Origin of the sequence: Paenibacillus hodogayensis, from assembly GCF_039536325.1 — a bacterium.
Taxonomy (GTDB): domain Bacteria; phylum Bacillota; class Bacilli; order Paenibacillales; family NBRC-103111; genus Paenibacillus_AB; species Paenibacillus_AB hodogayensis.
Genome location: NZ_BAAAYO010000002.1, coordinates 336504 through 355267, shown reverse-complemented (window position 1 = coordinate 355267; position 18764 = coordinate 336504). Strand labels below are relative to the sequence as shown.

The window sequence follows — 18764 nt, the reverse complement described above, 5'->3', positions numbered from 1 at the left end:
GGGTTCGCGTAAGAGGAATGAGGGAGTGAGAGAACGGAGTTGCAAGTGGGCTTAGTGTTCGAAGGAGCGCTATTTCAGCGAAAGAAGCTTTTTTTTGCGGCGATAAGGTTGTTTCGAGCACTAACTTGCTTCTCTCGTGAAAACTGGCCTCGGTATGGTAAGTTACAGGAGGGCGTAGTGTTCGAAGGAGCGCTATTTCCGCGAAAGAAGCTTCTTCTTGCGGTGATAAGGTTGTTTCGAGCACTAACTTGCTTCTCTCGTGAAAACTGGCCGCGGTACGGTAAGTTATGGGAGGGCGTAGTGTTCGAAGGAACGCTATTTCAGCGAATGAAGCTTCTTTTTGCGGCGATAAGGTTGTTTCGAGCACTAACTTGCTTCTCTCGTGAAAACTGGCCTCGGTACGATAGGTTACGGGAGGGCGTAGTGTTCGAAGGAGCGCTATTTCCGCGAAAGAAGCTTCTTTTTGCGGCGATAAGGTTGTTTCGAGCACTAATTTGCTTCTCTCGTGAAAACTGGCCTCGGTACGATAGGTTACGGGAGGGCGTAGTGTTCGAAGGAGCGCTATTTCCGCGAAAAGAAGCTTCTTTTTGTGGCGATAAGGTTGTTTCGAGCACTAACTTGCTTCTCTTGTGCAAACTAGCTTTGGTTTGGTGAGAGGCGGCAGTTGTCATAATGAAAAGTGCGGGCTTTGTTTTTGTCTAATCGACTTCTGTACAAGTTTACAAGGATAAGGTTTTCTGGGAAGTGAAAGAAGCGCCAACCCAACCCAACCCCCAACCGGATTGTCCCCTATGATCAACCTCCGGCCTTTACCTGTTTCAGGTTGAGACCGGAGGTAATTTTTTTAATCGCGGCAACTATCGTAAAGCACACGAAAAACGAGGGAAAATTTGTCTTGACTGTGTATTCTAATTGGTTTACTATGAATTTATTAAATCGATTTAAAAAGAAAGAATCAGGGAAGCGGCATGACTACGACTCATGTGACTTTAAAGGATATTGCCCGCAAGGCAGGGGTATCGACCGCCACGGCGTCGCTGGCTCTGTCGGGAGACAGGCGGGTCAAAGAGAAAACGAGACGAGCCGTGGAAGAGGCGGCAAGCCTGCTTAATTATGTGCCGAATGAGATCGGACGGAGCCTTCGGGCCAAGAAAGCGGAGACGATCGCGCTTATTTTTCCCAACACGCCGCGGTTTGCATTCTCCCATCCGTATACGGTTCATCTGCTTCAAGGCATATCAGAGGTTCTTGTGCACAATCACTTCCACCTGCTCGTCTCCACGGCTCCGTCCGAAGCGGATGAGACGGCGGCTTACGAGAAGATCGTACGCAACCGCAGGGCGGACGGCATCATTTTGTGGCCGGCGACGGTCCGCGACCGCCATATTTTGCGCATTCTCGATTCCGGCCTGCCTGTCGTATATCTCGGCAAATGGCACGACGGAGAGGTGGCGACGGTGGAGCGGGACGAGTTCGGCGGCGCCTACAAGGCAACCGAGCATTTGCTGAAGCAGGGACGCAGGCGCATCGCCCATATTTCTACGCCACAGCATTATCAGGTGAGCATCGACCGGCTGGCGGGCTACAAAAGCGCGCTTGAAGATTACGGTATCCCCTTCGACCCTTCCATGGTGATCGGGAAAGATTTCTCGATGGAATCGGGGGCCGACGCGGCTCGGCAGCTTCATGCCGGCGGCTTCGTCTTCGACGCGATCTTCGGAGGCAACGATCGACTGGCTATCGGCGCCATGCGGGCGCTGCAGCAGTTGGGCTTATCGGTGCCGCACGATGTTGCGGTAGCGGGCTGTACCAATCTGGAGATGGGGACGATCACGACTCCGGCTCTTACGACGATCGACCAACCGATGGCGCAGGTCGGCACATTGGCCGCCCAGAAGCTGATCCATATGCTGAACGGGGAACCGCTGGAGCAGAGGCAGACGCTCGTATCGCCCCAACTGATTATTCGCGGCTCATGCGGCGCGCAATAATCGTTTTTTTCAGCAAAAATTAAATCGATTTAAAAATGCCGAGGAGCAAAAGAGCAAAAAGAGTAACCTATCGAGAATAAGCGGCTACCGGTCAACTGGAGGCAAACATGCGCGGAATACGGCGCTTTGTTGTCTCCTTTGTTTTTTGTTTGAAACGAAAAACAGGAGCTGCTACGAAGGAGGAGACAGGATGGGCCAGGACCAAACGCGGATAAGCGCTGACGTGCTCGTCATCGGAGGCGGGCCGGCAGGATGCTGGGCGGCGCTGACGGCTGCCCGCGAGGGAGCCAAGGTCGTGCTTGCCGATAAAGGATATTGCGGTACGAGCGGGGCGACGGCTCCTTCCGGGACGGGCGTATGGTATGTGGAGCCCGATCCGCAAGAGCGTGTGGAGGCGATGAAGAGCCGCGAGGAGCTTGGCGGGTATTTGGCGGACCGCGAATGGATGCGGAGGGTGCTGGACCGGACGTATGCCAACGTGAGCGAGATCGCGGCATGGGGGTACCCGTTCCCGCTTGACGAAGCCGGCCGGTCGTACCGGAAAAGCTTGAGCGGTCCGACCTACATGCGGCTCATGCGGCGCCACGTACAGAAGGCGGGGGTACGCATTCTCGATCATAGCCCGGCGCTGGAGCTGCTGGCCGATACGCATGGAGTCGCAGGGGCGGCGGGCGTCCACAAGCAGACGCGGACCGCCTGGCGAGTCGAAGCTTCCGCCGTTGTAATCGCAACGGGTGGGTGCGCTTTTTTGAGCAAAGCGCTTGGCACGGACGTGCTGACCGGCGACGGCTATCTGATGGCGGCGGAAGCCGGAGCGGAGATGTCGGGGATGGAGTTTTCCACCGCGTATTCGATCGCTCCGGCATTCTCGCCGGTGACGAAATCCGCTTTTTACAAATGGGCCACCTTTTACCGCGAGGACGGCACGATCATCGAAGGCGCCGGAGCGCAGCGGGGCCGCTCGGTCATTGCCCGTACGCTGATCGATCAGCCGGTATACGCATGTCTTGACAAAAATGTCGACGAGCAGACCCGGAAAGGGATGCGGCTGTTCCAACCCAACTTTTTCCTGTCGTTCGACCGCGCGGGCATCGATCCGTTTACAGACCGCTTCCCGATTACGTTGCGATTTGAAGGGACGGTTCGCGGCACGGGAGGCATTCATATCGTCAACGAGCAGTGCGCCACCGGGGTGCCCGGTCTTTATGCGGCCGGCGATGCGTCGACGCGGGAGCTGATCTGCGGCGGGTTTACCGGGGGCGGCAGCCACAACTCGGCTTGGGCGATGTCATCGGGCTATTGGTCGGGCGAGGCGGCGGCCAAGTACGCCAAGACGCTGGGAGGCCAAGGCTTGAGCCGCAGCGCCAAAGGGCTTGCGGAGCAGACGGACATCCCGCTCTCGGCCGGACGCAAAGGCGGCACCGCGTACGGGGAAATCGTTCAAGCCGTGCAGCGGGAGGTATTGCCGTACGACCGCAACTGGTTCCGAACCGGCGAGGGGCTGAAACAATCGATCGGCCGTCTGGACGATTTGTGGAAGCAGTTGAAGCACGGGGTCCATAGCGGGGAAGCGGACATCTCACGGGCCAGGGAGAGCGTGGCGATGGCCGCCACCGCGCGGTGGATGTACGCGAGCGGTCTGGAGCGCAAGGAAACGCGCGGGATGCACCGCCGCGAGGAATTTCCGGAGCTTGACCCGCTGCAGCAAGACCGGCTGATCAGCGGCGGGCTGGACCAAGTCTGGGTGAAGCCGTTGTCGGAAGGAGCCGGACGATGATCGAGCTGTTGAGCGAAGACCGCTGCATTTCTTGCAATCAATGCGTCAAAGTGTGTCCCACCAACGTATTCGAAGCGACGGAGGACGGGGTTCCGGTCATTGCGCGGCAGTCCGACTGCCAGACGTGCTTTATGTGCGAGCTTTACTGCCCGGTCGACGCGCTTTATGTGACGCCGTTTGCCGAGCAGGCGGTGGCCGTATTGGAAAAGGATGTCGAGGAGCGGGGGCTGCTTGGCAGCTACCGGTCCAGCTTCGACTGGAACAAACGGAAGAAGGCGGAAAAAGCAAGTGAGGACAAACCGCTTATGAAACTGTAAAGCCGGTCTGACAACGCAAGAGAAGGGATGAGCAACGATGATTCAGCAAAGCGAACAACGTTCAGCCCGCTATCGTCGGGGTCGATACGATCAAGACGAGACATCGGGCGGAATATCGCGGGGGGATGTGGACGACGAGCGCTCCTATCGTGCGGCGGCGGAGCTGCTCGACGATCCCGCCCATCCGCTGCGCGCGGCGGCGTACCGGTACCCGGTCTCGCGCGATGAGCTGCGTGCGAGCCGGGAGGGCTTCCGCAGTTTGGCCGGAGGAGCGAGCGTCTTTGCCGGAGGGGTGGCCGATTACGCCCATTCGCTGTTGGCTTCGTGGTACGCCTTGCGGGAGCATGAGGAACTGGCCGGACGGTTGGAAGAAGACCGTTTGGCGGACTGGTTTGCCGCCAGCCGCTTGAAGGGCGCGGTCGTCACGACGAGCTTGCAGCCGGTACGACCGATTCATCCGTCGAGGACGGCCGATCCGGTGGCGGTGTATGCGGAGGAAGGGCTCGTGCTGAGCGGAGCACAAACGTTCGAAGCAGACGCCTTGTTCGCCGACGAGCTGCTCGTGCTGCTGCATGAGGAGGGCGGCCGGACGCCGGTCACCATTGCGCTCGTGCCCGCCGACGATCCGCGCATTGTTGTGCAGACGCGCCCGGAGCTGACGTCATTCGTTAACGTTGTTTATGAAGCGGTGCAGATTCCGTGGAAACGCGTCCTCGTGGACCGCAGCGAAAAGGATGTCTCGGCACTGCTGGGCGCCCCTGCGGCTTCCGCGTACCCGGCATACCGCTGGCTTGCCCGGCAGCTCGAGGAATTGGAGCTGATGGCCGGCACGCTGTTTGCGGTAGCGGAGAAGGGAGTCCTGCACAAGCAGCTCGCCGCTCAAGGGGAGCTGGCCGAGGCGATTCAAGGCTTGGAGACGGTAAAGGCGCTGTTGGAAGCATCCGAGCTTCAAGCCGTCCGCAGCGCGTCAGGCGCACTCGTCCCGGCCCCTCTTCCGCTTCAAGCGGCCAAGCGGGCGTTCGGGCCCGCCTACCGGCTGACGCTGGAACTGCTGAACCGGTTCAGCGCCGCATGGCAGCTGGACGCTCCGGCCGCGCACGCGCACGGAACGGAAGAGGACGCGGCGCTGCTGCGCTGGGTGCAGTCGCTGACCGGCAGCACGCAGGCTGCGCTGCGCAGCCTGCATGTGCAATATGCCTTCGGCGATTCCGCCGAGCAGGGCACCGCTATATATGCCGGATACCCGCTGGAGCCGCTCAAGGAGCGATACCGCCGGTTTTGGCGGCAGCATGCCGCGGAGTAGGCGAGCATGCCGAAGAGTAGGCGTAACATGGACGGTGATCCGCTGCCAGAACGCCAGGCAAGCCAAATGACGATAAAGGAAGGTGCAGTCTGTGTCGGAAGCGAGCAACTATTTACAGCGGCTGCAGGACGGCAGGAACGTGTGGGTGAACGGCGAGCGGGTCGCGGATTTGACGACTCACCCGGTATTCAGCGGAACGGTGAAAACAGTGGCGAGAACGGTCGCTTTGCAGGACGACCCGGAGGTTGGCGGAGAGCTGACGTTTGAAACGGATACGGGCGTGCGCTCGCATAATGCCTTTCTCGTGCCGGAGCGTGTGGAGGACATCGCCCGCCGCAGCCGGGCGTTTGAAATCTGGACGGATGCTTCGTTCGGCACGATGAGCCGGCTCGGCGGCTCGTACCGCTCGCAGGTGACCGGTCTGTATATCAACCGGGCGTTTGCGGTTCCGGACCAGCCGCATTATGCGGAGCGGATGGAGCGCTATTACCGGGATGTGCGGGACCGCAACCTGCTGGTCACCTCGGCGGGCCACGATCCGCAGATCGACCGGACCAAGCTGGCATCCCAGCTCGGCGACCTGTATACGGCGGTCCGGATCGTGCGCGAAACCGAGGAAGGTATCGTTCTGCGCGGAGCCAAGATGATCGCGACGGGCGCCCCGTATATGGACGAGATTATCGTATCCCCGCTAAAGCCTATTCCAGCCTCGGAAAAAGACTATGCATTGATGTTTTTCGTGGCCGTCGGAACTCCGGGAGTCCATCTGCTTTGCCGCGAATCGTTCGCCTCCGAGAACGAAGAGGACCACCCGCTCAGCTCGCGGTACGATGAGATGGATGCGGTCGTCATTTTCGACGATGCGCTCATTCCGTGGGAGCGGGTGCTCGTGAAAAACGATCCGGACTTGTTGTGGAAAGTGCGTTCCCAGAGCATTGTCGGCAATCTCTCGGTTCACGAGAACATCGTCCGCTCGGTGAACCGGCTGGAATTCGTCGCCGCCGTCGGCAACGAGCTGGCCGATTCGATCGGTATCAAGAAATTCGCCCACGTCCAGGATAAGCTGGCCGAGCTGTTCTACCAGATCGAGGCGATCAAGGCGCTGCTGCTCGTGTCCGAGCGCAATCCGGTACGGCATCCAGCGGGCGTATGGCTGGCGAACGGAAAGCCTTTGACAACGGCCAAAAATTTGATGAATCGTTTTTATCCCCGAGCCGTAGAAATTTTGCAGCTGCTGTCCGCATCGGGCGTTCTTCAGGCGCCTTCGACCATGGCCGATTTCCGCGGTCCGCTCGGTCCGCGACTGGAAGAGTATTTCCGCGGAGCCGACCGCAGCGCACAGGAACGGATCCAACTGCTGAAGCTCAATTGGGAACTGACCGGCAGCAAGCTGGGGGCGCGCCATGTACTGTACGAGCGCTATTACGGCGGAGATCCCGAGCGCACGCATGCGAGGCAATACGAGGAGTACGACAAGCAGCCGCTGCTGGACAAGGTGAAAGCGCGTCTCGCGGCAGGAGGCTTCCGATGATTCGGCTTACCAACATCCACAAATATTTCGGCAAAACCCATGTGCTCAAAGGCATTGATCTGACCGTGGGCAAAGGGGACGTCGTGGCGATTATCGGGCCGAGCGGTTCCGGCAAAACGACGCTGCTGCGCTGCATCAACTTGTTGGAGCGGCCCCAGGACGGCGAGGTGACGATCGGTTCGCTTCATGTGCGCTGCGGTGCGGCCAAAAAATCCGAGATGACGCTGTTGCGTCGCAAGACGGCGATGGTGTTCCAGCAGTACAACCTGTTCCGGCATAAAACCTCGCTGGAAAACGTGATGGAGGGACTCGTAGTCGTCCAGAAAATGCCGAAGGAGGAGGCCCGCCGCCGCAGCCTGGAGCTGCTCGAGAAGGTAGGTCTGTCCGGCAAGGCGGACGCTTACCCGAGCGCCCTGTCCGGCGGTCAGCAGCAGCGGGTCGGCATCGCCCGGGCGCTGGCGATCAACCCCGAGGTGATTTTGTTCGACGAGCCGACTTCGGCGCTGGACCCCGAGCTGGTCGGCGAGGTGCTGGCGGTGATGCGCGATATCGCCCGCGAGGGCGTGACGATGATTGTCGTGACGCATGAGCTGAATTTTGCCCGCGAAGTGTCCAGCCGCGTAGTATTTATGGATGAAGGGAAGATCGTCGAGCAAGGCACGCCCCGGGACGTATTCGATCATCCGCAGGAGGAGCGCACGAAACGGTTTTTGAGCCGTCTCAATCCGGATTGGAGTTTTGTGATCTGAAGCAGAAGGCAAAGGCTGCATGCAACCGGCCGGAGTAACGGGACGGGCGATATGCCATGTTTAAATATCATACTTTTCCAGTAAGAATAATTGGAAATTGGAGGTAGTGTTTTTGACGAAACGAGTCGGACAGATGCACATATCCGTCGCTTTGTCCGGAGCCGGCCACCATCCGGGAAGCTGGCGCAGTCCGGCGGCGGAGCCGGACCGGCTGCTGGACCCGCATTATTACTACCGGCTGGCGCGGACGGCCGACCGGGCAGGCTTTGACCTGCTCGTGGTCGACGCCCCTCCCGCTCTTGCCCGCCCGGAGGCGGAAGGACGAGAGCCGGGCTTGCTGCTGGAGCCGCTTACCCTGTTGACCGCCCTCGGCTCGGTCACCGGGCGGATCGGGCTGGCGGCAGAGGTTGAGACGGCCGTCAGCGAGCCGTTTGCGGCCGCCCGGATTCTCGCCGTCCTCGATCACCTGAGCGCAGGGAGGGCGGCGTGGCAGCCCGTAACGACCGGCCAGGCGGAACCGCACCGGCCCGTGCAGGGCCGGGCGCTGCATACGGAGGAGGAGCTTCGGGCCCGCAAGCGGGAGTTCGTCGATGTAGTGAGGCAGCTGTGGGACAGCTGGGACGAGGACGCCCTGCTGGTCGACAAGGAAGCCGGTCGCTTCATCGATCCGCAGAAAGTCCGGCCGATCGGCCATACCGGCGCCTATTTTCGCGTACAGGGCCCGCTCAGCGTACCGCGACCGCGTCAGGGCCGACCGTTAGCCATCAGCTCGCACAGCGGTCCGGGCATCCCCGATGCGTCGGAGCTGGAAGGGACGGAGCTTGCGTTCCTCTCCTTCTCCGGCCTGAGCGAGGCCGCCGCCGGTTATGCCGAGCTGCAGTGTCGCGTCGAGGGCCAGGGACGGCCGCGCGGCTCCGTAAGGGCGTTGGCGAGGCTTATGCCAATTCTTGCGCCAACGGAAGCGGAGGCGCGCGCCAGAGCCGAGCAGCTGCGTGAGCTGGCCGCATGGTCCCTCGGGACGGCCTTCGCTGCCGGTTCCGGGGAGGTGGCGCCGCTTTTTGTCGGCACGCCCCGGCAGTTGGCCGACCTGATGGAGGAATGGTTCGTCGGCCGCGGTTGCGACGGATTTCATCTGCATCCCGCGGTGCTGCCGACCGACTTGCAGCAGTTGGCCGACGAGGTCATGCCGCTGCTGCAAGCCCGGGGACTGACGCGCATCGCGGATGACGCAACTACATTGCGGGGACGGCTCGGACTCGAATTCCCGCCCGGCCCGGCAAGGACAAAGGAGGCCTATGAATGAGCGGCTCTAAACGGCAAATGCATCTCGGCGTCTTCCTGTTCGACGTCGGCCAGCACGTAGGCGGCTGGCGCCATCCGAACACTTACTCCGACCGGCTGCTGGACCTGTCGTTTTACCACGATTTCGCCCGGATGGCCGAGCGCGGCAAGTTCGATACGATCCTCGTGCTGGAGCACTTGACGATAGGCGGAGTGAAAGGGATTGTAACCGGGGAGCGCCCCTTCCCGCAGCTCGACACGCTGACGGTGCTGGCGGCTATGGCCTCCGTCACGGAGAAGGTCGGATTGACGGCAACCTTGACGACGACGTACAACGACCCGTTCCATATCGCCTCTAGACTGTCCACCCTCGATCTGCTGAGCGGCGGGCGGGCCGGATGGAATATGGTCACGTCCCAGGACGGAGCCGCTCCTTTCCAGTACAGTCAGCAATCGCTGATGCCCCATGCGTCTCGCTATGAGCGGGGCAGCGAGTTTATGGACATCGTACAGGCGTGCTGGGACAGTTGGGACCCCGAAGCCGTGAAGGCCGATGCGGCGGCCGGGCTTTATTTCGACCCTTCCAAGGTGAGGAGCTTCGCTTATAACGGCCGTCACTTGTCTGTCAGCGGCAAAGGGTACGTCCCGTCTTCTCCGCAGGGCCACCCGGTCGTCTTTCAGTCCGGATCCTCGGAGAGCGGCAAACGGGTAGCAGCCGAGAAAGCCGAGGTCGTTTTCACTGCGCAAAACAATTTGCCGGATGCGCAAACGTTCTACGCCAGCCTCAAGGGAATGCTCGGCGACTTCGGGCGAACCTCCGATCAGCTGCTTGTTTTGTCCGGACTGTCTCCGATTCTCGGCTCTACGGAGCGCGAGGCGAAGGAGGCCGAGGCGTATTTTGCCGAGCTGGTGCTGCCTCATGTGGCGGTACGGGTGCTGTCCGGCCATCTCGACTTCGACCTGTCGCCCTATCCGCTTGACGGCCCGCTGCCGTACGACGAAATCGATATCGACAGCCGCATGAACAAAAAGGCCCGTGTGCAGCTGATCAAGGACTGGGCGCGGCGCGACAAGCTGACCATCCGCGAGCTGAGCAAGCGAGTCGTCGCCGCAGGCGGCCATTATTCCTTCGTGGGCACGCCGGAGCAGTTGGCCGATCTGATGGAGCAGTGGATCGATGAGCGCGGCTGCGACGGTTTCAACATCATGCCTTCGCATTTTCCGGGAGGACTGGAGCAGTTCGTCGATTACGTCGTGCCGATTTTGCAGCGAAGAGGACGGTTCCGCCGCGACTACGAAGGAAGCACGCTGCGCGATCATCTCGGACTGGCTTTGCCGACACGCTTCCGGCCCCATCCGCATTCATCCATTTCCCGATAAAGAGAGGACCATACCTAATGAAACCGATAAGCTTGCTTGCTGTCCTGTCCGCCGCCGTCGCCCTCGTGCTGACGTCAGGATGCGCGGGCGGTTCCGCCGGTACAACCGCGAACGCGGGAAACCCGTCGAAAGCCTCCGCCCCGCAGACTCCGGCTCCAGAGAAGAAAACCGTCAAGATCGCCATCAACAGCAGCCCGAACCCGCCCTACAGCTACGTGGACGACAAAAACCAGCCGATCGGCTACACGATCGATTACCTGAAGGAATTGGAAAAAAAGCTGCCCCAGTACGAATTCAAATACGAAGCGATGGACCAGGACGCCCAACTGATCGGCACCGATCTCGGCAAATACGCGCTGGCGGCCAACTACTTTTTCCGCAACCCGGAGCGCGAGCAGAAATATTTGTATCCGCAGCATGAGTTCGGCTATTCCGTCACCTCGTTGATCGTCAAGAGCGACCGGACGGACATCCGCTCGCTGGACGACATGGTCGGCAAGAAGCTGACTCCGATGACGCCGACCAACGGATTGCGCAATATGATTAAGGATTACAACCTGAAGCATCCCGGCAAAGAAATCAAGATCGAAGACATTGACAAAATTACGATCGCCGACCGTCTGAAGATGGTGAACGACGGTAAATACGACGCCGATTTCGTCAATGTTCACAATTTCGACGATACGAACAAGCAGCTCAAGCTGGACTTGAAGGTGGGAGCCGTCGTATCCAAGGAGCCGTTGTACGTGCTGCTCAACAAGAAGGAAACCGAGCTGGCCGAACGGATCGACGCCGCTACCGCCGAGCTGACGAAGGACGGGACGTTATCGAAGCTGGCGGAAAAATGGTTCAGCGTCGACCTGTTCAAATCGTTGGAGCAGGTCGGCGAGGGCTACAAGTTCAGAAACGCCAAATAAGACGCAAGCCAAAAGGGGATGACCTATGCTTTCGAGCAACGACAGCCAGTTCTGGACTCATCTGCTCAAGCTGGCGGACAAGCTTCCGGCGACTTTGTTCATGATGATCGTCGCCCTGGCGGGCGGACTGCTGCTCGGTCTGCTGCTGGCGATCGTGCGCATTCGCCGGTACCCGGTGCTGTCCGCGCTGGCGACCTTGTACCTTTCATTTATGCGCTGCACCCCGACGCTCGTACAGCTGTTTCTCGTCTTCTACGGCCTGCCTCAGCTCGTGCTGCTGTTTGGCATGGATATCAACGGCTGGAGCAATATGTCGTTTGCGATCATCACCTTTGCGCTTCATGCCGCGGCTGTGCTCTCCGAGGTGATCCGGTCCGCTTATTTGGCGGTCGGCCGCAGCCAGCAGGAAGCCGCTTATTCCGTCGGGATGAGCGCCTTCCAGACGCTGCGCCGTATCGTCCTGCCGCAAGCGTTCGGAATCGCGCTGCCCAATCTGGCGAACAATGCGATCTCGCTGCTGAAGGAGACGTCCCTCGCTTTCTCGATCGGCGTGATCGACGTCATGGGCCAGGCGGAGCTGATCGTCGGGAACAACTACGGTATCGGAATCGTCAGCATATACATCACCATCTCGGTCATGTACTGGATCGTCAGTATGATGATCGGCCGGGCGGCGTCGCTTCTGGAGTCCGCATACAAAAAAGGTCATGTCGGATTAGCCAAGTAAGAAGCTTAGTAGCTTAGTACAAAAGTCCGGTTCACGAACATCGTCTAAGGTCTGAATTTGTACCCGAAGGTTTACAGGAAAGAAGGGATACCGCTTGGATACGTTCAGCCTCGCTTTTGCGCTAAAGCAATTCCCCCAACTGCTGAAGGCGCTCCCCGTCACGCTGCTGATCACCGTTGTCTCGATGGCAGTCGGGCTTGCCCTCGGGACGGCAATCGCCTTGTGCCGCATGTACCGGGTGCCGGTGCTCGGCCAGCTCGCCCACGTCTACGTATCGTTTATCCGCGGCACTCCGCTGCTGGTCCAGATTTATGTGCTCTTTTACGGGACGCCTGTCCTGCTCGACTGGCTCGAGTCGCAGTGGGGCTGGCCGCTGCCTGCGGACGGGGTCCCGCCGCTTCTCTATGCTTGCTTCGCGCTCTCGATCAATACGGCTGCCTACCAGTCGGAAATTATCCGTTCCGCGCTCGGTGCGGTCGACTCCGGGCAGATGGAGGCCGCTTATTCTGTCGGCATGTCCACCCGTCAAGCGCTGCTGCGGATCGTCATTCCCCAAGCGCTGGTCTCCGCGCTTCCGAACTTCGGCAACACGTTTATCGGCTTGGTGAAGGGGACCTCCCTGGCATTTAGCGTCAAGGTCGTGGAGATTATGGCCGTAGCCAAAATCGAAGCCGGCGACGGCTACCGGTATTTGGAGATGTACCTGAACGCCTCCATCCTTTACTGGATCATTTGCTTCGGTTTCGAGCGCGCGTTCAGCGTAATGGAGAAAAGGTTGAGTCGCCACGAGAGGGCGCCTGTGCATTAGCCGGGCGTCCTTGGCTCGTCTTTACAAAAATCGAACATCGTCCATTCCGCTCGGGGGGAGCCCGGCTATGGCAACAAAAGCTTGTTTCCGGCCTTGCCCCGGGCCGGTACGGGCAAGCGTCGGAGCTCCTTATGCCCATTGACTTGCACCTTCTCTGGAATGTATAATTGTGGAAATTAAATAAAGCAACGAATAATAATGAAAGCGCATACATTATTCGGCGCAATCGCTGCGCCGTCTGCAAAGGGGCGGTTGGATGTTGAAACGGTTCAAGAATTCCCCCGTAATGTTTGCGCTAGGCATGTTCGCCATGATGATCCCGACCCAGGCTTTCAGTTCCTTTTACAGCTATTACTATGTAGAGAAGCTTGGTCTCGGCATCGGGCTAGCGACCTTGGCCCGCACCATTTTTCTGATCTGGGATGCGGTCAACAATCCGATGGCGGGCTATTTGTCCGACCGGACGCGAACGCGCTGGGGTCGACGGAAGCCATGGATTTATGCCTCGATTCCGCTGCTTGCGGCAACCTTCATCATGGTATTCGCCGTCCCGGGCGGCCTGAGCGGCACCAGCCTGTTCATCTGGTTTCTGACCGCGCTTATTTTGTTCGAGGCGGTATCCACCATCATCTGGGTCAATTACGGCGCTTTGTTTCCGGAGTTGTTCCGCGGCGACCGGGCCCGGGCCAAAGCTTCGGCGATCCAGCAGGCGTTCCAGATCGGGGCGATCCTCGTCGCTTCCGTGCTGACCCCGATTTTATTCGCGGCTATCGGCTTCGGCAAAATGTCAGTCGTCTTCGCCATCGTTTTCATGGCGGTTATGCTGCTGTTCGCGATGTCCGTGCGCGAGAGCGAGGAGGCTTCCCAGGAGGAGCCGCTCAAGCTGGGCGAGGCGTTCCGCGAGACGTTGAAAAACAAAGATTTTTGGATTTTCAATATCGCCAATTCGTTCGCCCAGACCGTCAATGGCCTGCTCGGCTCGATGATCCCCTTTTACGCGAAATATGTGCTGAATATTCCGGAATCGCAAGTGTCGATCCTGCTCGCTTCGATCTTCGCCTCCGTCATCCCGCTGGTGGCGGTCTGGTATTGGATTGTCCAGAAGCTGGGAGGCGTGCGCGGGTGGAGGCTGGCTCTAGCCGTATACGCCTTGTCGGTCGTGCCGCTCTGGTTCGCGACCAACCTCGGCAGCGGCATCGCCGCCGGTATCTCGGCCGGCTTCGGGCTTTCCGGCTTTCTTGTCACTCCGCTCGTCTTGAGCAGCCAAATTATCGATCGCGACTTCGCCGCGACCGGCCGGAGAAGGGAAGGCGTCTATACTGCCGTCGGATCGTTCATCACCCGCTCGAGCGGCCTCCTGTCCGCGCTGGCGTTCTGGATCGTCGGGATGGTTTTCGGCTATGTGAGCGGCGACAATCCGGGCTCCGATCCGTCCAGCACGTTCCGCTATTTGATCAGCGTCATCCCCTTCTGCTTGCTGGCGTTATCGTTCCTGATCTCCCTGCTCGTCAAAAAATCGCCCAACGACTAAGCCAGCTTGTCCGTGTCGGCTGGCCCGGAGGTATTGATGAACAAACTTCTGATACTGAATTGCGACGATTTCGGCCAGAGCCGGGCCGCAAATAAAGCGATTTTCCATCTGCTGGAGGAACGGAAAGTGTCCTCCGCGACGATCATGACCCCGGCCCCGGGTTTCCAGGAGGCGGCGGAATGGTGCAGAAGCCGACCGGACATTCCTATCGGACTGCACTTGACGCTGACCAGCGAATTTTCCGGCCTCCGCTGGAAAAGCTTAACCGGTCGTTCCTCGCTGCATGACGAAAGCGGTTTTATGCACAGGACGGTGGCCGATTTCGAGCAATACGCGCTGTCCCGGGACGTGCACGCGGAAATCCGCGCGCAATTTCAAGCCGCCGACCGCGCCGGCTTGCGCATTGGGCATGTCGATAATCATATGGGCAGCCTGTACGGCCTCGCCACCGGACGAAGCCATCTGCCTTACGTGCTGCTGCAATGCTCCAGGCGGGGCTTGCCGTTCCGGATCTTTCGCCGGATCGATCCGCACGACGCCTTCCTCGCCTCCATCCCCGGAGCGGAACAGATGCTCGCTCCCGTGGTAGCGCTGGCCGATACGCTGGGCGTCGGCATTCCCGACTATTTGCTCTCTCATCCGTTTCATATTCAGGAAAATGAAACGTACGCAACCTTCAAGCAGTCGCTGATCGACAAGCTTTATGCGCTGCCGGAAGGGATATGCGAGACGTACATTCATCCCGCCGATCAGGACAGCGAGCTGGAGAAGCTTATTCCGTCCTGGCAAAAGCGGGTGTGGGAATACAGGCTGATGCTGGACGTGGACTTCGCTTATGCGCTGCGCGACGCCGGAGTGAAGCTGATCCATTACGGGGAAGTGCCCAGAGCGCGCGGAATCCTGCGGCTTAGGGCAGCGGGGCAGCTTGTCAAGCTGCTGCTGAACCGCCGGCAAAGCGCCGGCAAGGAGCCGAGCTAGTACAAAGCCGGAGCTGGTTGTCCCGGCGCCGGACACGCTCTATCCGCTTTCCCCTAGAGGCGAAGGCAGTCCAAATGGTATCCTTTCCTGCGCAGCAAGCCGTCATGTACAGCAGGCCGTCGGGCCACTAATCCGGCGGCCTGTTTGATGCGAGTCGAACATTGTTTTTGGCGAAATGGATATTATATAATGAAGTATTGGAAGAAAATGTTCACTAGACGAAGGGAAGATGCGTCGTGGAAGTGCTGTTGGCTGTACTCGTCATGTTGGTGCTGATTGGCGTGTCCCACGTGCTGGGTCGATATGTACCGTTTATTCCCGTTCCGCTCATTCAGATCGCGCTCGGCGTTGCGGTGGCGGTTGTTCCTTCGGGCATCCATTTGCCGCTTTCCCCCGAGCTGTTTTTTGTACTGTTCATTGCCCCATTGCTGTACAACGACGGGAAGCATACGCCCCGCGACGAGCTGTGGCGGCTGCGCGCCCCCATTCTGCTGCTCGCGGTCGGGCTTGTGTTCATTACCGTATTCGTGGTCGGCTACGCGATCCATTGGATGATCCCGTCGATTCCGCTGCCGGCGGCATTCGGGCTTGCGGCGATTTTGTCTCCGACCGACGCCGTGGCGGTAAGCTCGTTGGCCGGGAGAATCCGCATTCCGAAAAGCCTGATGCGCTTGCTGGAGGGCGAGGCGCTCATGAACGACGCCTCCGGTCTGGTCGCCTTTAAATTCGCCATGGCGGCCGCGGTTACAGGCGTATTTTCGCTGCCGCAGGCGACGTTCAGCTTCTTCCTCATCTCGATCGGCGGCCTGGTGGTCGGGGCGGTGCTCGCCTTCCTGATCACATGGCTGCGCATGGTGCTGCGGCGCTCCGGGATGGAGGACGTCACGATGCACATGCTGCTGCAAATCTTGACCCCGTTCCTGCTGTATCTGATCGCCGAGGAGCTCGGCATGTCCGGCATTTTGGCCGCCGTCGCCGGGGGGATCGTGCACGCGGTGGAGAGCGACCGTTCGGAGGCCGCGACGATGAAGCTGAAGGTCGTCTCCTCCAGCACCTGGTCGGTCATTTTGTTTATTCTGAACGGGCTTGTGTTCGTCATTCTCGGGCTGCAAATTCCCGACGTGTCGAAGATCATTCTTAACGATCCGGCCTTCAACAACTTCGAAGTCATCGGCTATGCGATCCTTATTTTCCTGATGCTGATCGTACTGCGCTTTCTGTGGACGTTCGCCTTCACCCGGGTGGAGCGGTTGCGTGGGACGGGAGCCGAGAAGAAATCGCTCGGCTTCAAAATGCTCGTCATGACGTCGTTCTCCGGCGTTCGCGGCGCTGTGACGCTGGCCGGTGCCTTCTCCATCCCGTTCGTGCTGAACAGCGGCGAGGCGTTCCCGCAGCGGAACTTGATTATCTTCTTGGCTGCGACGGTCATCCTGCTTTCGCTGATCGCGGCCAGCGTCCTGCTGCCGCTGCTGACCCGCAAGCAAGGGGCGAAGAACGAGACGGAGAAGGAGTCGCTCGAGCAGCAATTTCAGATCAAGGTGTTGTCGGAGGCGATCAAAGCGATTCATCAAGAGCGCACCGAGGAAAACGACACGGCCGTCACCTCCGTCATAGCCGACTATAAAAAATTGATCTTGCAAATCCGCATGATCACGGCAAGCCGCAAAAACGAAGCCCCTTCGCGCAAAAAGGAAAACGAGCTGCGGCTGATGGCGCTTCAGGAGGAGCGGGAATACGCCCGGCGCCTGCTGGAGAAGGGCGAAATCACCCGCGAGCACGCCAATCAGTTTTTCAAAACGTTGGACCAGGTCGAGCTCATATTGGCGAACCGCTTTCATCTGTGGAAAATGATGGGCAAGCTGTTCCTCCGCCGCTTCCAGGCGATGTTCCGGGCAGCGGAAAGCGGTCGGCCGACCTTGCTGCCGGCCGGCGGCGATTTCAACGCGCTGCGGAACATCAAGATGCAGACGTGCGAGGCGGCGATCCACGAGGTGCGCAAAGTCCGCTGCGAAGATAACGAGCAGGAGGCGCTCGGCGTGATCGCCTATTACAACTCCATGCTGGACCGGCTTGCCCGTTTTCCGTTGACGGCCCGCGGCATAAAGGACGAGCGGTATGAGGAACAGAAGAAGGAGCTGCACTGGGTCGGCATTCAGGCCGAACGGGACGAGGTGCAATCGCTGTACGAGCAGGGCGAGATTACCCGCGAGATGGCGGGCAAGCTGCGCGGATTTATCCGCGAGCGGGAAGCATCGACGTTCGAAGCCGACGAAATCGGCTGAATCGGCGGCGGTGCAACGGATAGAACAGACGCAGGCGCGCGTCGGAGAGCGGGATGAGTCGCTCTCCGGCTCGCGCCTTTTGCCTGTCTTTAATGCCGGTAACTTTGCGGCGCAAGAGCGGAACGCGCTGTCGAAATTTTGGAATATATACCGGTACGGCGCGGAATATGCTTGCATCCGGTCATGCCTTCCGTTAACTTGGTAATTGTAGCTTTTTACTATCAAACCAAGGAAAGGTGAGAGATAGAGTCATGCATGCAAGAGAACTGAAAGACGTTCAATACGGTCCGCACGAGCGAAACGTGCTGGACGCTTATTTGCTGGGCAAGAGCGAAAAGCCGTCGCCGGCTGTTATTTTTTTTCATGGCGGGGGCTATGTCGGAGGAGATAAATCGTCTATTCAGACGACGCGGCTGATGGAGGAATGCATGGAGGCGGGCATTTCGGTCATTTCCGCCAACTACCGGTTTATTTCGAAGGACCCGTATCCGGCTCCGATGGAAGACGGCGCCCGGGCGATTCAGTTCGTGCGCCATATGGCCGGCGAATGGCATATCGATCCGGCGCGCATCGCCACGGCGGGCTCGTCGGCCGGCGGCCATATCGCCCTCTGGAACGCTCTGAGGGGAGATTTGTCGAAGCCGGACAGCGCCGATCCGGTGGAGCGCGAGAACACCGAAGTCAGCGCGTTTATCGGCTTCGGCACGCAAGTATCCAAGGACCAGCGGTTTTATCGGGACATCTATGCAGGCCCGCATATTCAGCCGAACCTGAAGCTGTATTACGGCCTCGAATCGCTGGACGAGCTGTACGAGCCGCATAATCTGCGGCTGGCCGAGGAGGCTTCGGCGATTACGTACATGTCCGACAAAGCGCCGCCCGTCCTGATGCATTACGATTTCGTGCTCGACGAGCCGCGGATTCCAGCCGATGCGCCGGTGAGCGAGGTGATCCATCATCCGATGCACGGCTACGTGCTGAAGCAACGGTACGACGAGCTCGGCAAGACGTTCCTGCTTCGTCATAAAGGCGATCCGCTGCTGGCCGGAGAGATGACGAAGCTGCTGCTGGATAGCTTTGGAAGCCGATAATCGAACTTGCCGGTGAGCAGAGGAGCGCCGCCAAGGAGGCGCGAAAGAGACGCTTGCGGATATGACCGGGCTTAAATTTATCGGAATCAAGCTTATCCAGC

The 18764-nt window shown here is 59.4% G+C and carries 15 protein-coding genes; all 15 read left to right on the top strand.

All coding sequences use genetic code 11. The features are described 5' to 3' along the window. Positions 1-968 precede the first annotated feature (968 nt). The 15 genes from ABD796_RS07070 to ABD796_RS07000 all read left to right on the top strand — a co-directional run bounded on the left by ABD796_RS07070 (position 969) and on the right by ABD796_RS07000 (position 18663). On the top strand, positions 969-1991 hold the full coding sequence (locus ABD796_RS07070) for a LacI family DNA-binding transcriptional regulator (protein WP_344905082.1): 1023 nt from the start codon (positions 969-971) through the stop codon (positions 1989-1991). 190 nt (positions 1992-2181) lie between these two features. Further along, positions 2182-3768 carry an FAD-dependent oxidoreductase gene (locus ABD796_RS07065; RefSeq protein ID WP_344905079.1) on the top strand — a complete coding sequence of 529 codons (1587 nt, stop codon included), beginning with the start codon at positions 2182-2184 and terminating at the stop codon, positions 3766-3768. Beyond that, positions 3765-4085, top strand: a complete 321-nt coding sequence (locus ABD796_RS07060; RefSeq protein ID WP_344905076.1) for a 4Fe-4S binding protein — start codon at positions 3765-3767, stop codon at positions 4083-4085. Before ABD796_RS07065 ends, ABD796_RS07060 begins: the two co-directional genes overlap by 4 nt. A gap of 37 nt (positions 4086-4122) precedes the next feature. Beyond that, positions 4123-5388, top strand: a complete 1266-nt coding sequence (locus tag ABD796_RS07055; RefSeq protein WP_344905073.1) for a 4-hydroxyphenylacetate 3-hydroxylase C-terminal domain-containing protein — start codon at positions 4123-4125, stop codon at positions 5386-5388. Positions 5389-5479: 91 nt separating this feature from the next. Beyond that, the gene (locus ABD796_RS07050; RefSeq protein ID WP_344905070.1) at positions 5480-6919 is read left to right on the top strand and encodes a 4-hydroxyphenylacetate 3-hydroxylase family protein; all 1440 of its coding nucleotides are present in this window, start codon (positions 5480-5482) and stop codon (positions 6917-6919) included. Further along, positions 6916-7668, top strand: a complete 753-nt coding sequence (locus ABD796_RS07045) for an amino acid ABC transporter ATP-binding protein (RefSeq protein ID WP_344905067.1) — start codon at positions 6916-6918, stop codon at positions 7666-7668. The genes ABD796_RS07050 and ABD796_RS07045 overlap by 4 nt, the downstream gene beginning before the upstream one ends. 112 nt (positions 7669-7780) lie before the next feature. Then, positions 7781-8971, top strand: a complete 1191-nt coding sequence (locus tag ABD796_RS07040) for an LLM class flavin-dependent oxidoreductase (protein ID WP_344905064.1) — start codon at positions 7781-7783, stop codon at positions 8969-8971. Further along, complete coding sequence (locus ABD796_RS07035; protein ID WP_344905062.1) at positions 8968-10329, top strand: LLM class flavin-dependent oxidoreductase; 1362 nt, start codon at positions 8968-8970, stop codon at positions 10327-10329. Before ABD796_RS07040 ends, ABD796_RS07035 begins: the two co-directional genes overlap by 4 nt. A gap of 17 nt (positions 10330-10346) precedes the next feature. Then, positions 10347-11246, top strand: coding sequence for a transporter substrate-binding domain-containing protein (locus tag ABD796_RS07030; RefSeq protein WP_344905059.1), 900 nt, complete (start codon positions 10347-10349; stop codon positions 11244-11246). Positions 11247-11271: 25 nt separating this feature from the next. Further along, positions 11272-11973, top strand: a complete 702-nt coding sequence (locus ABD796_RS07025) for an amino acid ABC transporter permease (RefSeq protein ID WP_344905056.1) — start codon at positions 11272-11274, stop codon at positions 11971-11973. A 94-nt stretch (positions 11974-12067) separates the two neighbouring features. Next, entirely contained in the window at positions 12068-12781 is a 714-nt protein-coding gene (locus ABD796_RS07020; RefSeq protein ID WP_344905053.1) for an amino acid ABC transporter permease, read from the top strand. 256 nt (positions 12782-13037) lie between these two features. Then, positions 13038-14312, top strand: a complete 1275-nt coding sequence (locus tag ABD796_RS07015; RefSeq protein ID WP_344905050.1) for an MFS transporter — start codon at positions 13038-13040, stop codon at positions 14310-14312. A gap of 36 nt (positions 14313-14348) precedes the next feature. Further along, positions 14349-15290: a polysaccharide deacetylase family protein gene (locus tag ABD796_RS07010; protein ID WP_344905047.1), complete on the top strand. Its 942-nt coding sequence runs from the start codon at positions 14349-14351 to the stop codon at positions 15288-15290. Positions 15291-15526: 236 nt separating this feature from the next. Then, entirely contained in the window at positions 15527-17572 is a 2046-nt protein-coding gene (locus ABD796_RS07005; protein WP_344905044.1) for a Na+/H+ antiporter, read from the top strand. A 251-nt stretch (positions 17573-17823) separates the two neighbouring features. Then, positions 17824-18663: an alpha/beta hydrolase gene (locus ABD796_RS07000; RefSeq protein WP_344905041.1), complete on the top strand. Its 840-nt coding sequence runs from the start codon at positions 17824-17826 to the stop codon at positions 18661-18663. The last annotated feature ends 101 nt before the right edge of the window (positions 18664-18764 follow it).

Excerpts from the sequence above, each read along its gene's own strand:
- ABD796_RS07060 (WP_344905076.1), top strand. The coding sequence starts at position 3,765 with ATGATCGAGCTGTTGAGCGAAGACCGCTGCATTTCTTGCAATCAATGC.
- ABD796_RS07055 (WP_344905073.1), top strand. The coding sequence starts at position 4,123 with ATGATTCAGCAAAGCGAACAACGTTCAGCCCGCTATCGTCGGGGTCGA.
- ABD796_RS07000 (WP_344905041.1), top strand. The coding sequence starts at position 17,824 with ATGCATGCAAGAGAACTGAAAGACGTTCAATACGGTCCGCACGAGCGA.
- ABD796_RS07045 (WP_344905067.1), top strand. The coding sequence starts at position 6,916 with ATGATTCGGCTTACCAACATCCACAAATATTTCGGCAAAACCCATGTG.
- ABD796_RS07065 (WP_344905079.1), top strand. The coding sequence starts at position 2,182 with ATGGGCCAGGACCAAACGCGGATAAGCGCTGACGTGCTCGTCATCGGA.
- ABD796_RS07025 (WP_344905056.1), top strand. The coding sequence starts at position 11,272 with ATGCTTTCGAGCAACGACAGCCAGTTCTGGACTCATCTGCTCAAGCTG.
- ABD796_RS07015 (WP_344905050.1), top strand. The coding sequence starts at position 13,038 with ATGTTGAAACGGTTCAAGAATTCCCCCGTAATGTTTGCGCTAGGCATG.
- ABD796_RS07070 (WP_344905082.1), top strand. The coding sequence starts at position 969 with ATGACTACGACTCATGTGACTTTAAAGGATATTGCCCGCAAGGCAGGG.
- ABD796_RS07010 (WP_344905047.1), top strand. The coding sequence starts at position 14,349 with ATGAACAAACTTCTGATACTGAATTGCGACGATTTCGGCCAGAGCCGG.
- ABD796_RS07030 (WP_344905059.1), top strand. The coding sequence starts at position 10,347 with ATGAAACCGATAAGCTTGCTTGCTGTCCTGTCCGCCGCCGTCGCCCTC.
- ABD796_RS07035 (WP_344905062.1), top strand. The coding sequence starts at position 8,968 with ATGAGCGGCTCTAAACGGCAAATGCATCTCGGCGTCTTCCTGTTCGAC.